Origin of the sequence: Pseudomonas frederiksbergensis (assembly GCF_017114915.1) — a bacterium.
In the GTDB taxonomy this organism is placed as follows: domain Bacteria; phylum Pseudomonadota; class Gammaproteobacteria; order Pseudomonadales; family Pseudomonadaceae; genus Aquipseudomonas; species Aquipseudomonas frederiksbergensis_I.
Genome location: NZ_JAAUOE010000014.1, coordinates 104,523 through 118,382, shown reverse-complemented (window position 1 = coordinate 118,382; position 13,860 = coordinate 104,523). Strand labels below are relative to the sequence as shown.

Genomic DNA, 13,860 nt, shown 5'->3' with positions numbered 1-13,860 from the left:
GCCGCCGAACGCGCGCTCGACCACTACCTCAACCCCATCCCGAAAAAACCCGAAGGCCGCAAGCCAAGCAGGATGTTTCAGGTCGCGCCGGACATGGACAACGAAAGCCTGCTCGCTCATGTCTGCGAATCACTGGCCTCGGCCAGCGTCATGACCAGCGACATCGCCGCGTACGTCGACGCCCCGCAGCGGCATACGCTCCTGGCGATTCAGCAGGTCATCACGTTGGCGGAGCTGGCGGTGAATCGGGGGCTGGATAACGTCGACGTATCAAAACCTGCGCCACAAAGCTGATCCATTGTGGGAGCGGGCCTGCTCGCTCGCTCCCACAATAGTTGGACGGCGGACACCCGCAGGTACTCGCACCCAACCCGCGAAGAATGTTAGCTTGCTTGGCAATCTCCACGCCCGACGAGCCCCTCTCCCATGAAAAAAACCGTCCTCGCCTTCAGCCGCATCACCCCGCCGATGATCGAACGCCTGCAACAGGACTTCGACGTGATCGTGCCGAACCCGAAAAACGGCGACATTGCCGCCCAGTTCAACGAAGCCCTGCCCCACGCCCACGGCCTGATCGGCGTCGGTCGCAAACTCGGTCGCGCGCAACTGGAAAACGCGGCCAAACTCGAAGTGGTGTCCAGCGTCTCGGTCGGCTATGACAACTACGACCTCGCCTACTTCAACGAACGCGGGATCATGCTCACCAACACCCCCGACGTACTCACCGAAAGCACCGCCGACCTGGCCTTCGCCTTGCTCATGAGCAGCGCCCGCCGCGTCGCCGAGCTGGACGCCTGGACCAAGGCCGGCCAATGGCAAGCCACCGTCGGCGCGCCGTTGTTCGGTAGCGATGTGCATGGCAAAACCTTAGGCATCGTCGGCATGGGCAACATCGGCGCGGCCATCGCCCGTCGCGGTCGACTGGGCTTCAACATGCCGGTTATCTACAGCGGCAACAGCCGCAAGACCGAACTGGAACAAGAGCTCGGCGCGCAGTTTCGTAGCCTCGATCAACTGTTGGCCGAAGCGGATTTCGTCTGCCTGGTGGTGCCGCTCAGCGACAAGACCCGCCACTTGATCAGCCATCGAGAACTGGCGCTGATGAAGCCGAGCGCCATTCTGGTCAATATCTCCCGTGGCCCGGTGGTCGATGAACCGGCACTTATTGAAGCCCTGCAGAACAATCGCATTCGCGGCGCCGGGCTGGACGTTTATGAGAAAGAACCGCTGACCGAGTCGCCGTTGTTTCAGCTGAAAAACGCCGTAACCTTGCCGCACGTAGGCTCGGCGACTCACGAAACCCGTGAAGCCATGGCCAACCGCGCCTTGGTCAACCTGCGCAGTGCCTTATTGGGTGAACGACCGCAGGATCTGGTGAACCCGCAGGTTTGGCGCAAATAATTAAATCGGGCAAGTGTCGTACAACACTTGCCCGTTAATGGCGGGTCAATACATACCTTGCAAATGAACCTGACACAAAATCAAAAGCACTCGCTATAAACTCTCCAGACTTATCAAACCCACGAAAAACGCTTTGGAGAGCAATCAACTTGAACACTCTGACCACCGACAAGCTTATCCGTTACAGCAAAGTCACCCTCATGACTTACATCAGCTTCTTCGGCTTGCTTGTGATGTACAGCAACTTCACCGACTACCCATCAAACTATGAATATGTCGGCCACATTCTGAGCATGGACACGACACAGGTAAACGCCAACATTCGCTACAGAGCGATCGATTCGCCCATGCTGCACCACCGGATTTACTGGTTCATCATTACGATGGAAGTGATTTATACCGTGTGTTGCTTATTTGGAACTTATCACCTGTACCGAAAAATCAACGAATCGGCTGACGTATTCCACGAAGCCAAGAAGTTCTCGATCATCGGATTATTGATCGCGCTGTTTATTTACTACGTTTGCCTGCAAGTCATTGGTGTTGAATGGTTCGATATGGACACATCGCAAACCTGGAACGCCAAGGACTGGGCTCGGCATATTGTCGACTTCATATTGCCGCTGATGATTTATATCGCGCTGAAAGTCGAGCACTGATGTTCAGCGCCCGACGTTTTCCTGCTCAAGCCAACTTACCCTGGTTTGGCAACACCACTGCACGCGGTTTACGGAACACCAACACATTCCCCAGCATCACCAGCACCAACCCCACCAGTGCCGGCGCCGTCCATTGATAACCCTCGGCAAACGCCGAAACGTTCAGCGCCACCACCGGGAACAACACCGTGCAGTAAGCCGCCCGTTCCGGCCCCATGCGCCCGACCAGCGTCAGGTAGGCGGTGAAGCCGATCACCGAGCCCGGTATCACCAGATACAGCAACGAGCCGATGTAACGGGCATTCCATTCCATGTCGAATGGAATGCCTTTGACCAGGCACCACACCGACAACATCGCCGCGCCGTAAGCCATGCCCCAGGCATTGGTGGTCAGCGGTTTGAGACCGGCCTTCTGTTGCAGGCTCGAGAGCATGTTGCCCGCCGAGAAGCACAAGGTTCCCAGCAATGCCAGACCCAACCCAAGCAAGGTTTGCGGGCTGGCGGTATGCCCGGCCAGCTCCGGCCAGAACAACAGGCCAAGGCCGAGCAGGCCCAACGCGCCGCCCATCAGTACATTACGAGCGATTTTCTGGCCGAAGAACACCCGCGCATTGAAGGCGTTCCACAACGTGGCGGTGGAAAACACCACGGCGACCAGACCGCTGGGGATCCATTGGCTGGCGGTGAGGAAGCACATGAAGTTGATGCAGAACAGGCACAGGCCCTGCGCCAGGCAAATCAGATGGCCGCGCCGGTTCATCACTTGCAGCCGGCGGCTGAGCAGCAGCATCACGAACAGCACCAGCGCGGCGAGGCCGAAGCGATAGACGATCGACACCGGAATGGCCACCACGCCCAGTTGCCATTTCAAGGCAATCCAGGTGGTGCCCCAGATCAGCACGGTCAGCAGGTATAACGAGAGGTTCATGGCCAGACTCCTGAATAGGGGTTCAGTGTCCGGCGCGAAAGCGTTTCGCACTTGCATAAACTTGCGCTTTTGTCAGCCGGTGGGCTGGCAGGCGAACGTCTACGGAGTAGGATTGCAAGGCGTTGGAGAGAACCGATCATGGCCGCACTGGAATCCTTGCAAGTCTTTCAAGCCCTCAACCGCTCGCCCAATGCTCGCCTGGAGCACAGCGCCGAGCTCGGTGACGGCATGGCTGCGGCGTTGTGGAGCAACCATCACGACGCCCAGGACTACGAAGCGCCGAGCCATCACACTCTGTCGTGCTACATCGCCGGCGGCACCGGCACCTTTCGCCGCGACCAGCCCGGCACCAAGGGCGGCCCGGACAAGCTGTGCATTTTGCCGGCCGACCATCAGTCGGGCTGGGTGATCAATGGCGACATTCGCCTGGCCCACCTGTATTTCAGCCCCGAACAATTTGCCCTTGGTTGCGTCACGCTGCTGGATCGCGAGCCACGGGAATTGCAGTTGCGCGAACGCACGTTCCTCGAAGATCCGCAGCAGGCCCGACATTTTCGGCAGTTGATCGCCCTCAATTGGGACGAACCCGGCGAACGCTTGCTCACCAGCAGCCTGGCCCACGAGATGCTCAGCCATGCCCTGCTCAGCCAGGTCGGCCTGCGTCAGGGCCTGCGCCTCAAGGGTGGATTGGCGGCGCATCAGCGGCGGCAGTTGGTGGAGTTCATCGACAGTCAGTTGGCGGAAGCGATCAGCCTTGGGCAATTGGCGAGCTTGTGCGCGCTCTCGGAATACCACTTTGCGCGGATGTTTCGTGAGAGCTTCGGGTTGCCGCCCCATCAATATGTACTGGCGCGGCGGTTGAGTCGGGCGCGGGAGTTGTTGCGCGGGACATCGCAGCCATTGGGGGAGATCGCCTTGGTGTGCGGGTTTGCCAGCGCGAGTCATTTCACCAACCGGTTTCGCCAGGCGTTGGGTGGGACGCCCGGCGAGTACCGGCAGGCGTTTTTGCGGTAAGGCAAGATCAAAAGATCGCAGCCTTCGGCAGCTCCTACGCCGTACGCCGAACGCAAAACGGGCCTGCAATGCAGGCCCGTTTTTTCGTTGTAAAACATTGAGAAGGTAAAAGTGAATCAGGCCTCAGCCGTTGAGCGCAGCCTGTTCGTTTTCGAGAAACTCATCTTCAAGCAGTGCATCGGCATGAGCGCCCCTATCGAACGGCACCACGGCGGCGCGTGGTTTGCCGCGCAATTTGCCAAACATATGCTCCAGCGCATGTTCAAGTTTTTCGGCTGCCCCGTCGATCGCCAGTTCCAGGGAGGCGGCTTTATGGGTAACGGAAATCGGTTGGTGGCCTTTTGGCCGCGCTTCCAGCTGGCAGCGCATGTCATGGGGACCGGGCTTGTCGCCGTTCTCGTCCCGCAGGTGGACCTCGACGCGGGTCAGGTCCTCTTCATAACGTTCGAGCGTGCTCTCAATGGTAGTACGTACCCACTCCTCCAGTCGTTTACTGCTTTGAATATGGTTATCGCTATTGACTTGGATTTGCATAGTTCTTCCCTTATTTCAGCTAGCTCGCAAGAGGCGCATCGGCTGGCCTTTGGGCGTCATCACCGCAACCTCTTGGTTACACAATCGGTGTGTACGCAGAACATTTCAACCCCTAAAAAAAGATAAATATTCATACGTAAAAAAAGCCGGACAACGGGCAAAAGCGCTGTTAATGTCGGGAGTTGGGTCGCACCTGTCTTATGTCCCAAGTGGCTCACACCTGTCGTTCCACCAGCGGATGCAGGTCACGAAAATTCCCCGCTTCTTCCACCAGCCAGTCATGCACCGCGCGCACGCCCGGATGGCTCAGCGCACCCGGCGCATAGAGCAGCACGTAGCGCTTGTGATTGGGCACCGCCAGGCCAAACGGCACGATCAGCGTCCCCCGTTCCAACTCATCGTTAAGCAGCGTTCGCCGCGCGATCGCTACGCCCATGCCAGCAATCGCTGCTTCGATGGTCAGGTGATTGCGGTTGAAGGTGTGCCCACGCCGTACGTCCGCGCCTTCGAAGCCGATGGCGTTGAGGTAAAACTCCCATTCCGCGTATTCGTAACTGCCGCGCCAGGCGGTGATGTCGTGCAACAACGCAAAGTGCATCAAGTCTGCCGGCCCGTGCAGCGGCGGACGCCCTCGCAACAGGCTCGGGGCGCATACCGGGAATATCTGTTCGTCGAGCAAGGTTGTGGATAACAACCCAGGATAGCTGCCATCGTTCAGATCGATCGCCAGGTCGAAATCCCCCTCGTGCAACGGCACGCTGCTGTCCTCCGCCACCAGGCGCAATTGAATGTCCGGGAAGCGCTGCTGCAAACGTGGTAAACGCGGGGTCAGCCATTTGCTCAGAAACGAGGGAATCGAACGCACCCGCAAAATCCCGCTGATCATTCCTGCATCCAGCCGTCGCAATTCCGCATCGATGCTGCCGTAGGCCTCGTTGACGGTGATGGCCAGGCGTTGGCCTTCGGCGCTCAATTCCACGCCACGGGCGCGACGATGGAACAGGCGAAAACCCAGCCGTTCCTCCAGTTGACGAATTTGCTGACTGACCGCACCCGGGGTGATGTGCAGTTCTTCGGCGCAACGGGTAAAGGATAAGTGCCGCGCGGCACAGGAAAACACGTGCAGCCAGACGTAAGTCTGGGCGTGCAATTGACGACTCATCGTTTAGTCCCGCTAAAGGCTGTCTTAGGAAATTTCGTTGGTCACGTAGGACCTAGGTAGGCAGTATCGCCGACATTGCGCTTGGCCTACAAAAATGGCGGCGATTTCTCTTCCATTGCTTGTATAGGCTTTAGCATGGCTATCAGTGTTTTCGATCTCTTCAAAGTCGGCATCGGTCCGTCCAGTTCCCACACCGTTGGCCCGATGCGTGCCGCGGCGACCTTCGCCCAAGCCCTGATCGATCAAGCTTTGCTGGATGACGTACGGCGGGTAGAAATCCGGCTTTACGGTTCGCTTTCAGCCACCGGCGTCGGCCATGCCACCGACCGCGCCTGTGTCATGGGCTTGATGGGTGAATGGCCGGACAGCATCGATCCGAGCAGCATCGATTCGCGCATCCAGCACCTGCGGGAAACCGGCAAGTTGTCCCTGGCCGGCAAAGCGACCATCGCCTTCAACTGGCAGCACGATCTCCTGCTGCTCAACGAGAGCCTGCCCTACCACCCGAACGCCATGTCCCTGACAGCCTTGGGCGAAACCGGTGAGCTGTTCGAGCAGACGTACTACTCGGTAGGTGGTGGTTTCATCATCGAAGCGGCCGAAGCCGAGTCCGGCATTGCACCGGCCAGCGACGTCGTGCTGCCGTACGATTTCTCCAGCGCCGCCGAATTGCTCAAGCTCTGCAACCAGCACGGTCTGCGGGTTTGCGAGCTGATGATGGCCAATGAATTGGCCTGGCGCAGCGAAGCCGAAATCCGTCAGGGCCTGCTGCACATCTGGTCGGTGATGCGCGAGTGTGTCGAGCAAGGCTTGCGTCACGAAGGCATCCTGCCCGGCGGCCTGAATGTTCCGCGCCGCGCCGCGAAATTGCACCGCAGCCTGTTGGAAATCGGCAAACCGAACGTCATCACCTCCACCCTGTCGGCCATGGAGTGGGTCAACCTGTTCGCCCTCGCCGTGAACGAAGAAAACGCGGCGGGCGGACGGATGGTTACCGCGCCTACAAACGGGGCGGCGGGGATCATTCCGGCGGTGCTGCACTACTACATGAAATTCAACCCGGACGCGTCGGACGATGACGTCGTGGCGTTCTTTTTGGGCGCGGCCGCTGTAGGCATTCTCTGCAAGAAAAACGCCTCGATCTCCGGTGCCGAAGTCGGCTGCCAGGGCGAAGTCGGTTCGGCCTGTGCCATGGCTGCGGCCGGTTTGGCCGACGTGCTCGGAGCCACCCCGGAGCAATTGGCAAACGCCGCCGAGATCGGCCTGGAACACAACCTCGGCCTGACCTGCGACCCGGTCGGCGGCCTGGTACAAGTGCCGTGCATCGAGCGCAACGCGATTGCCGCGGTGAAGGCGATCAACGCCACGCAAATGGCCCTGCGCGGCGACGGCAAACACTTCATTTCCCTGGACCGGGTGATCCGTACCATGCGCGATACCGGCGCCGACATGCACGACAAATACAAAGAAACTTCACGGGGCGGCCTGGCTGTCAGCTGGGTGGAGTGCTGAGGAGCATTTCCTGACCGTCCGCAACACGTGAGCCCGAGTAAAAATAATAACGAGGCAAAAACGATGACCGAAATACGTACACCTGCTGCCGATAATCCCGTTGTAGACCTCACACGCAATAACGAAATAACCCACAAAGGCTGGAGTAAACACGACACCACCTGGATGCTTGGCCTCTATGGCACAGCGATTGGCGTCGGCACGCTGTTCCTGCCGATCAACGCCGGCGTGGGTGGTTTCTGGCCGCTGCTGATCCTGGCCGTGCTGGCGTTTCCGATGACATTCTTTGCCCACCGCGGCCTGACGCGTTTCGTGCTGTCCGGCCGCTCCGGGGACATCGCCGAAGTGGTGGAAGAACACTTCGGCATCGGTGCCGGCAAACTGATCACACAGCTGTATTCTTTGCGATTTTCCCGATTCTGCTGGTGTACAGCGTAGCGCTGACCAACACCCTGAGCAGCCTCATGGAACACCAGTTGCAGATGACGCCGCCGCGTCACTGCGCTGTTCATGATCCTCAGTTGCCGGGCCGTGGCGACCTTCAACCCGAGCATCCCGGGCATGATCGAAACCCTCGGCGGGCCGATCATCGCGTGCCTGTTGTTCCTGATGCCGATGTACGCCATCCGTCGCGTGCCAGCCTTGCGCCAGTACTCGGGCCAGGCCTCGAACGTGTTTGTGGTGCTGGTCGGTTTGGTTGCACTGTCTGCGATCATCTATTCATTTATGCCCTGAAACGGGCAGGCAAAAAGAAGGCGGGCCTGATTGCCAGGCCTGAGTGCCCGCCGTTTTTTTGCCGTGTTTATTGGGAGACAGTTTTTCCGGCATGCCCCTTGCTATCTCCCTTACGCGGCACGGATGAAATCACATGAACATGGAAGGCCGGTGGTCTGGTGTTGCGAACTAATCCCGATCATGGCCGTCAACAACTGCACGTTCAATCAGGCGGTGACGCATTATGGACAACCCTTTTCAGATCATTACCGATGCCTTTGCAGCGGATTATCAAATCAACCTGAGCATCCAGGGCCTGGACGGCAGCATCATGCTGACCCTCTCCAAAAGTGGCCGCGCGGTGGCCAAACGAATGATCAGCGCCGAACAACGCAATGACCCCAAGCGCCTCAAACGCCTGGTGCAAAGCATTCAGTTCGGCATCGCCATCGAACAGGGTCAATGCGCCGTGGCCATCCTCGAAGCCATGACCGATGGCGACAACCGTAAGCTGCCGCCACCTGTCAAAGCCCGGCCCCGACCTGAAATCGGACTTTAAAGCTCGCCCTTCTCCACTTCGGGATGCTCACCGGAACCCGCACCGATCTTGCGCTGCGGGTGTTCGATCTTCACCGAAGGAAATTGCGACGAGGCGTAACGCACCACCAGAATCGAAAACGCCAGCAGCAGAATCCCGCCGCACAGGTAGATGATCCCCAGGTCCGGCGGATTGTGGTGCGAGACGTTGGAGATCAGCAGTCGCGTCAGCGCGGTGATCGCCACGTAGATCAGGAACCGCACCGGCATGTGGTTGGTCTTGAAGTAAATCCCGACCATCGCCCCCAGTTCCAGGTAGATGAACAGCAACAGGATGTCATCGATCTTGATGTCGCCCTGTTCCAGCATCCCGAGAAACTCCATGACCGCCGCCCAGGCAGTCACCGCACCGATGGCGAACAGCGCCAGGTAGTGGAACGTCTCGACGAACAGGTTGCCCAGGGACTCGGCCAGTTGATGCACGTTCTGCCGCAGGTTCTCGGCCCAGTTGATTTTCACGATGATGGTTCCTTAGCTCGGTTCGAGCGGATGATGCGGGTTGGACGTGACGGTTGTTCTGCATGCAGAAAAAAGGCCAGAGGTTACGTGCCACATGATGGCGAGGTGCTTTAAAACACGCTCCGTGGCGTTTGGTCGCACCCGTCCCGTTCACCTGACAAACCCCGAATCCGGTCTACATTAAAAAGCCACTACCCAAAGCGCAGGGATTCGCTTATCCTTTTCGCTGTATATAGATACAGTAGTCGAAACAGACAACCAATGTGAAGGCATGTGAGGTGGTGAATGGCCGTCGAAGTGGTATACCGCAGCAGCCGAGATCTGGAGCGCTTGTTCATGGATAAAGCCGAAGCTGACCGTCATGACAAAATGCTCGAACTGGCTGAATTGCTGGCTGAAGTGTTGCAAAAAGCCGTTCCGTCCCTGACCGAACAGCAAGTGGAAGAAGCCGGGATCTACATGGCGAAAAATCGCGATGTGTTCGCCAAGGCATTCAAGAGCCAGCCGGACGCACTGTCCGAACTGCTGAATGTGCCAGCCGAAGTTGCTGAACCTGTTGCAGTCGCCGAACCTGTTGAAGAGCCCCCCGCTGAGCCGACCAAGCCAGCCAAAGCCGCCAAGACACCAAAGTAAGCAACGCCCGAATTGAATAGGCCCTGAGTCCAATGGCTCAGGGCCTTTTTCATGCCTGTAGGAAACCTGAGGAGTGGCAAGTGCGTAGTTAACTTCCCCCTGACGGTCTCACTGCTTATTTCAGTCAATCAGTGACGCAATAACCTACGCAGCGGAACCCCGTCCTTCAGTACGGGTGATTTGATAACGATGTAACTGAAGTATTTGGATATACCAATGTTCTTGTCCAGCAGGCCTTCGATCACTTCCTGATAATGCTGGATGCTGCAGGTCATGAAACGCACCAGGTAATCGTAGCCGCCGCTGATCAAGTGACACTCGAGCACCTCATCGACCAGACGGATATTGGATTCGAACTTGGCGAAGTCCTCCCGCTTGTGGTCGCTGAGTGTGATCTCGGTGAATACCGTGACCGAGTCGGTGATCTTGGCAAGATTGAGATGGGCTCTATATCCGGAAATATAGCCGGCCGCTTCAAGTCGCTTGACCCGTTGCAAGCATGGGCTGGACGACAGACCCACGGCATCGGCCAGACTGACGTTGGTCATTCGGCCGTCTTTTTGAAGTTCAACCAGGATACTGATATCAATTCGGTCTAGTTTAATTAAACCTTCCATCACGTACCTCTTGATTGCCATTCAGATAGACAGTGGTTTTAGCAAAGTCAGCGTCGCAAAGATAGCTGATGCTGAGCGACCAGATCGGCCATGCTCTTAATGCAAAAATCCGCGGGGCATTGATGAGTATAATTCCCATGGCCACGACAGATCAGGCACAAACCAGCCGATTCTGGCGGCTCGTCAGGAGGCCCGGAGACCTGCAGAATATCCTTCGGCTCCAGGTTGTTGGCCAGCAACCAGGCGCTGTCCTCCAATGGTTTGCTGGCTCGGGAAAACAGGTCTTCGGGCACAATCCCCAAACGCTCACAGAGTTGCTCGCGATCCTCGGCATCACGATCGCAGTACACCAGCAGCCGATAGAACTTGCGCAGATACAACATGGCGCCGGGCGCATCCTCGAACAGCGACCAGTTGCCCACCGAACGGGCGAAGCTCATGCCCTCTTCCCAACTGGCCTTGAGCCCAAAACGCTCTGCCAACTGACGATGGGCGAAGCACAACAAACCACTGAAACCCAGCTCGGAAAAACGTGGATAGAGCGTATGCACCGCATCGTTGAACTCGGCTAATACCTCTTCCTTGCCCAACGTGCCCAGACGGTTTTCGAGCAACGGTTGCAGTGCCGTCCAGATGCCGGAATCCCGATCGACCAGGACTTCATCGCAATCGATCAGCAGTGCACGATAATCAGTCAGGTACATGGTGTGTAGCCTCCCCTCCATGCGTTCCAAACACCTCGGTCAGCGCCTTGCTACGTTGCGCCAACCGAGGCCTGAGATCAATTCAACACGCGTAACAATGCGGCTTCAAGAATCGCCAGCGCTTCGTCGATCTGATCCTCTTCGGTTACCAGAGGCGCAAGGAAGCGCAGCACATTGCGGTACACGCCACATTTGATCACCAACAGCCCGCCAACCCTGGCCTGATCGATCAGTTGTTGGGTGAGTTCGGCATCGGGGCTGCGAGCCTCATCGTCCTTGATCAGTTCGATCGCCAGCATGAAACCGGTGCCGCGTACGTCACCAATACGAGAGTGACGTGCCTGCAAACGCAACAGGCCCTGGCGCAGCCGCTCGCCCAGTACCTCACCACGCACAAGCAACTGCTCCTGCTCGTAGGTTTCGATCACCGCCAACGCGGCTGCGCAAGCCAGGGCGTTACCGCCGTAAGTACCGCCGAGACCACCGGGTAACGGCGCATCCATGATGTGTGCACGCCCCACCACGCCCGATATCGGCAAACCACCGGCCAGGCTCTTGGCGACGGTGACCAGATCCGGCTGAATGCCAGCGTGCTGGAAGCCGAACCATTTGCCGGTGCGGCCGAAGCCAGTCTGAATCTCATCGCAAATGAGCACAATGCCATGTTGCTCGGTCAGCGCCCGCAGCGCCTGGAGAAACTCCGGCGGCGCGGACAGGAAGCCGCCATCGCCTTGCACCGGCTCGATGATGATTGCCGCTACTCGGTCCGGAGCGACTTGGGTCGCCAGCAATTCGTTCAGGGCTTGCAGCGCCATCTCGCTGCTGAAGCCACGATAAGCATTAGGGTATGGGGTATGGAAGACCTCGGGAGCGAAGGGCCCGAAGTTCTGTTTGTAGGGTTGGCTCATGCCGGTCAAGGTCGTACCGAGCAAGGTGCGCCCATGGAAACCGCCACGAAAGGAGATGACCGCTGGACGATTGGTGTGCGCGCGGGCGATCTTCACCGCGTTCTCCACCGCCTCTGCACCGGAGGTAAACAGCGCCGCCTTGTAGGCTTCGCGACCACCGACCAATTCGCACAATCGCTGGACCAGGTCGAGATAGGGTTTGTAGGCCACGACCTGGAAGCAAGCATGGCTGATCTTTTGCAATTGGGCTTGCACTGCCGCGACCACTTTCGGGTGATTGTGGCCAATGTTCAACACGCCGATGCCGCCGACGAAGTCCAGGTAACGTGTCCCATCCACGTCCCAGACCTCGGAACCCTGGGCCCGGTCGATGACCAGCGGGTGTGCCGTGACCAAACCCCGTGGCACGAATTGATCGCGCTGACGGAGCAAACTCGGGGTTTCTTCGACTTTACTGTTCATGGCATCTCCCATAGTGAGCCTGGCAACCGGAAAGCGGCTGCGATGTGCTCCACAGGTTAAGCTTTCGACGCAATTGTCTAAGCCGAACTTGGCCTCTGAGAAATTCGGATCGACTGTTTTCACCCCGGCAAACAGCAGATTCCTTCAACCCATGGCCTGCCCCATGGAATCTGCCGACATGTGCTCCATACAACGCAGCGTAATGCGTTTACGCAGAATCTTTCGACATATCCTGCTCTGCCACTCGGGCATGCTTGATGCTCCCTATTTAATGCGAGAAGTTACCCATGGCCCTGCTCTATAAAGCTGACCCGGTGCGCGGCGAACACTGGAAGCGCCTATTCGCCGAGCACGCTCCAGATATCGAATGGCGTGCCTGGCCGGACATCGGCGATCCGAAGGATATTCGCTACCTGGCGGCCTGGCAGGCGCCGGACGATCTTGAAACCTTGTTGCCAAACCTGCAGGTACTGTTCGCCTTGTCGGCCGGAGTCGATCAACTCGACCTTGACCGCTTGCCAACGACCCTGCCGGTGGTACGTTTACTAGACCCGGGCATCACTCGGGGCATGTGCGAATACGCCAGTTTTGCGGTACTGACCCTGCACCGGGACATGCTCCGTTATCGCCAGCAACAAATGGCTCGGTGCTGGCAGGCTCACCCGCTGCAACCGGCCGCCAAACGTCGAGTGGGCGTGATGGGGCTCGGCACACAGGCTCAACAGATTCTGGCCACGTTGCAGACCTTTGGCTTCGCCTTGTCGGGCTGGGCACGCAGCGAGCATCGCATCGCCGGGGTGGACTGCTTTGCGGGTGCAGAGCAGCTGCCAGCCTTCCTCGGCCAGTGCGACATAGTGCTTTGCGTCCTGCCATTGACCGAGCAGACGAAAGGAATTCTCAACCGTCAGTTGTTCCAGCACCTGCCCAAAGGCGCCGCCTTGGTCAACATGGGCCGGGGTGGGCATCTGGTAGAAGAGGATCTGCTTGAAGCCCTGGCCAGCGGCCAGCTCAGCGCGGCGGTGCTCGACGTACTGGAACAGGAGCCGGCGGCGCCGGATCATCCCTTCTGGCAACACCCGCAGATATTGCTGACACCACATATCGCTGCGATGACCCAGCCAGAAAGCGCGTTTGGCGTGTTGCTGGAAAATATCCGCCGACATCAACGCGGTGAGTCAATGCTTGGCCAGGTTGACCGCAAACGAAATTACTAACCCGCGGTTGTCGAATGCGACAGCAACCACACCCTCGCGCGCCAGATTTGCCATTCGTAAACAAGCAAACCTGGCGCGATACGCGATACAAGGCAGACCTGATTTCCAACTCGTTTCGCAGATTTGCCATGCCTTCTTCCTGAAAAAAGCAGTCGATAGTTGCTGCTGACCTTACCCCCCGTTTGAGCAATAACTGCGGCCCATGAAGTCGCAACTTATGCAATCTACCGAATTGATTGCAGCCCATTGTCAGGCCTCGCCATAGCTGCGATACAGCCACCGCTGTGTGCAGCCCGGCCGTGTTCTTCTTCCGGTTTGCTTCGCAGAATTTCACTTGAGCTG

At 58.1% G+C, this 13,860-nt stretch carries 14 protein-coding genes and 2 pseudogenes; 9 read left to right on the top strand and 7 right to left on the bottom strand.

Annotated elements, in window-relative coordinates; genetic code table 11:
• From HCU66_RS13130 to HCU66_RS13120, 3 genes are all read left to right on the top strand, one after another.
• Positions 1-294 (top strand): DUF6124 family protein (locus tag HCU66_RS13130; protein ID WP_205888888.1); only part of this gene is annotated, 294 nt, incomplete at its 5' end.
• 132 nt (positions 295-426) lie between these two features.
• A complete protein-coding gene (locus tag HCU66_RS13125) occupies positions 427-1,401 on the top strand; it encodes a 2-hydroxyacid dehydrogenase (protein ID WP_205888887.1) in 975 nt (324 codons plus the stop codon).
• 149 nt (positions 1,402-1,550) lie between these two features.
• The gene (locus tag HCU66_RS13120; protein WP_205888886.1) at positions 1,551-2,060 is read left to right on the top strand and encodes a DUF2165 family protein; all 510 of its coding nucleotides are present in this window, start codon (positions 1,551-1,553) and stop codon (positions 2,058-2,060) included.
• A 25-nt stretch (positions 2,061-2,085) separates the two neighbouring features.
• Here the strand turns inward: HCU66_RS13120 and HCU66_RS13115 are convergent, their stop codons facing one another.
• The gene (locus tag HCU66_RS13115) at positions 2,086-2,988 is read right to left on the bottom strand and encodes a DMT family transporter (protein ID WP_205888885.1); all 903 of its coding nucleotides are present in this window, start codon (positions 2,986-2,988) and stop codon (positions 2,086-2,088) included.
• A 138-nt stretch (positions 2,989-3,126) separates the two neighbouring features.
• Between HCU66_RS13115 and HCU66_RS13110 the strand changes: the two genes are divergently transcribed.
• Positions 3,127-4,002 (top strand): helix-turn-helix domain-containing protein, encoded by an 876-nt coding sequence (locus tag HCU66_RS13110; protein WP_205888884.1) that lies wholly within the window; start codon positions 3,127-3,129, stop codon positions 4,000-4,002.
• Between the two features lie 123 nt (positions 4,003-4,125).
• Here the strand turns inward: HCU66_RS13110 and HCU66_RS13105 are convergent, their stop codons facing one another.
• Together HCU66_RS13105 and HCU66_RS13100 are read right to left on the bottom strand one after the other, a co-directional pair.
• Positions 4,126-4,536 (bottom strand): HPF/RaiA family ribosome-associated protein, encoded by a 411-nt coding sequence (locus HCU66_RS13105; RefSeq protein WP_007936360.1) that lies wholly within the window; start codon positions 4,534-4,536, stop codon positions 4,126-4,128.
• A 214-nt stretch (positions 4,537-4,750) separates the two neighbouring features.
• A complete protein-coding gene (locus HCU66_RS13100) occupies positions 4,751-5,698 on the bottom strand; it encodes a LysR substrate-binding domain-containing protein (protein WP_205888883.1) in 948 nt (315 codons plus the stop codon).
• A gap of 135 nt (positions 5,699-5,833) precedes the next feature.
• On the opposite strand from HCU66_RS13100, the gene HCU66_RS13095 reads away from it, so the two are divergent.
• From HCU66_RS13095 to HCU66_RS13085, 3 genes and pseudogenes are all read left to right on the top strand, one after another.
• Entirely contained in the window at positions 5,834-7,210 is a 1,377-nt protein-coding gene (locus HCU66_RS13095) for an L-serine ammonia-lyase (protein WP_205888882.1), read from the top strand.
• Between the two features lie 63 nt (positions 7,211-7,273).
• A pseudogene (locus tag HCU66_RS13090) lies at positions 7,274-7,945 on the top strand (SLC5/6 family protein).
• Positions 7,946-8,168: 223 nt separating this feature from the next.
• Positions 8,169-8,483, top strand: coding sequence for a DUF3509 domain-containing protein (locus HCU66_RS13085; RefSeq protein ID WP_205888881.1), 315 nt, complete (start codon positions 8,169-8,171; stop codon positions 8,481-8,483).
• On the opposite strand, the gene HCU66_RS13080 is transcribed toward HCU66_RS13085, so the two are convergent.
• Positions 8,480-8,980 (bottom strand): phosphate-starvation-inducible PsiE family protein, encoded by a 501-nt coding sequence (locus tag HCU66_RS13080; protein ID WP_205888880.1) that lies wholly within the window; start codon positions 8,978-8,980, stop codon positions 8,480-8,482. The two genes, HCU66_RS13085 and HCU66_RS13080, sit on opposite strands and share 4 nt — an antisense overlap.
• A gap of 285 nt (positions 8,981-9,265) precedes the next feature.
• Here HCU66_RS13080 and HCU66_RS13075 point away from each other — a divergent pair.
• A pseudogene (locus tag HCU66_RS13075) lies at positions 9,266-9,505 on the top strand (YebG family protein); the annotation flags it as partial.
• A 236-nt stretch (positions 9,506-9,741) separates the two neighbouring features.
• Here HCU66_RS13075 and HCU66_RS13070 read toward each other — a convergent pair.
• The 3 genes from HCU66_RS13070 to gabT all read right to left on the bottom strand — a co-directional run bounded on the left by HCU66_RS13070 (position 9,742) and on the right by gabT (position 12,304).
• Positions 9,742-10,230 carry an Lrp/AsnC family transcriptional regulator gene (locus HCU66_RS13070; RefSeq protein WP_205888878.1) on the bottom strand — a complete coding sequence of 163 codons (489 nt, stop codon included), beginning with the start codon at positions 10,228-10,230 and terminating at the stop codon, positions 9,742-9,744.
• A 47-nt stretch (positions 10,231-10,277) separates the two neighbouring features.
• Complete coding sequence (locus HCU66_RS13065; protein WP_205888877.1) at positions 10,278-10,934, bottom strand: HAD family hydrolase; 657 nt, start codon at positions 10,932-10,934, stop codon at positions 10,278-10,280.
• Positions 10,935-11,011: 77 nt separating this feature from the next.
• The gene (gene gabT / locus HCU66_RS13060) at positions 11,012-12,304 is read right to left on the bottom strand and encodes a 4-aminobutyrate--2-oxoglutarate transaminase (protein ID WP_205888876.1); all 1,293 of its coding nucleotides are present in this window, start codon (positions 12,302-12,304) and stop codon (positions 11,012-11,014) included.
• 287 nt (positions 12,305-12,591) lie between these two features.
• Here gabT and HCU66_RS13055 point away from each other — a divergent pair, with 287 nt between their 5' ends.
• Positions 12,592-13,518, top strand: coding sequence for a 2-hydroxyacid dehydrogenase (locus tag HCU66_RS13055; RefSeq protein WP_205888875.1), 927 nt, complete (start codon positions 12,592-12,594; stop codon positions 13,516-13,518).
• The last annotated feature ends 342 nt before the right edge of the window (positions 13,519-13,860 follow it).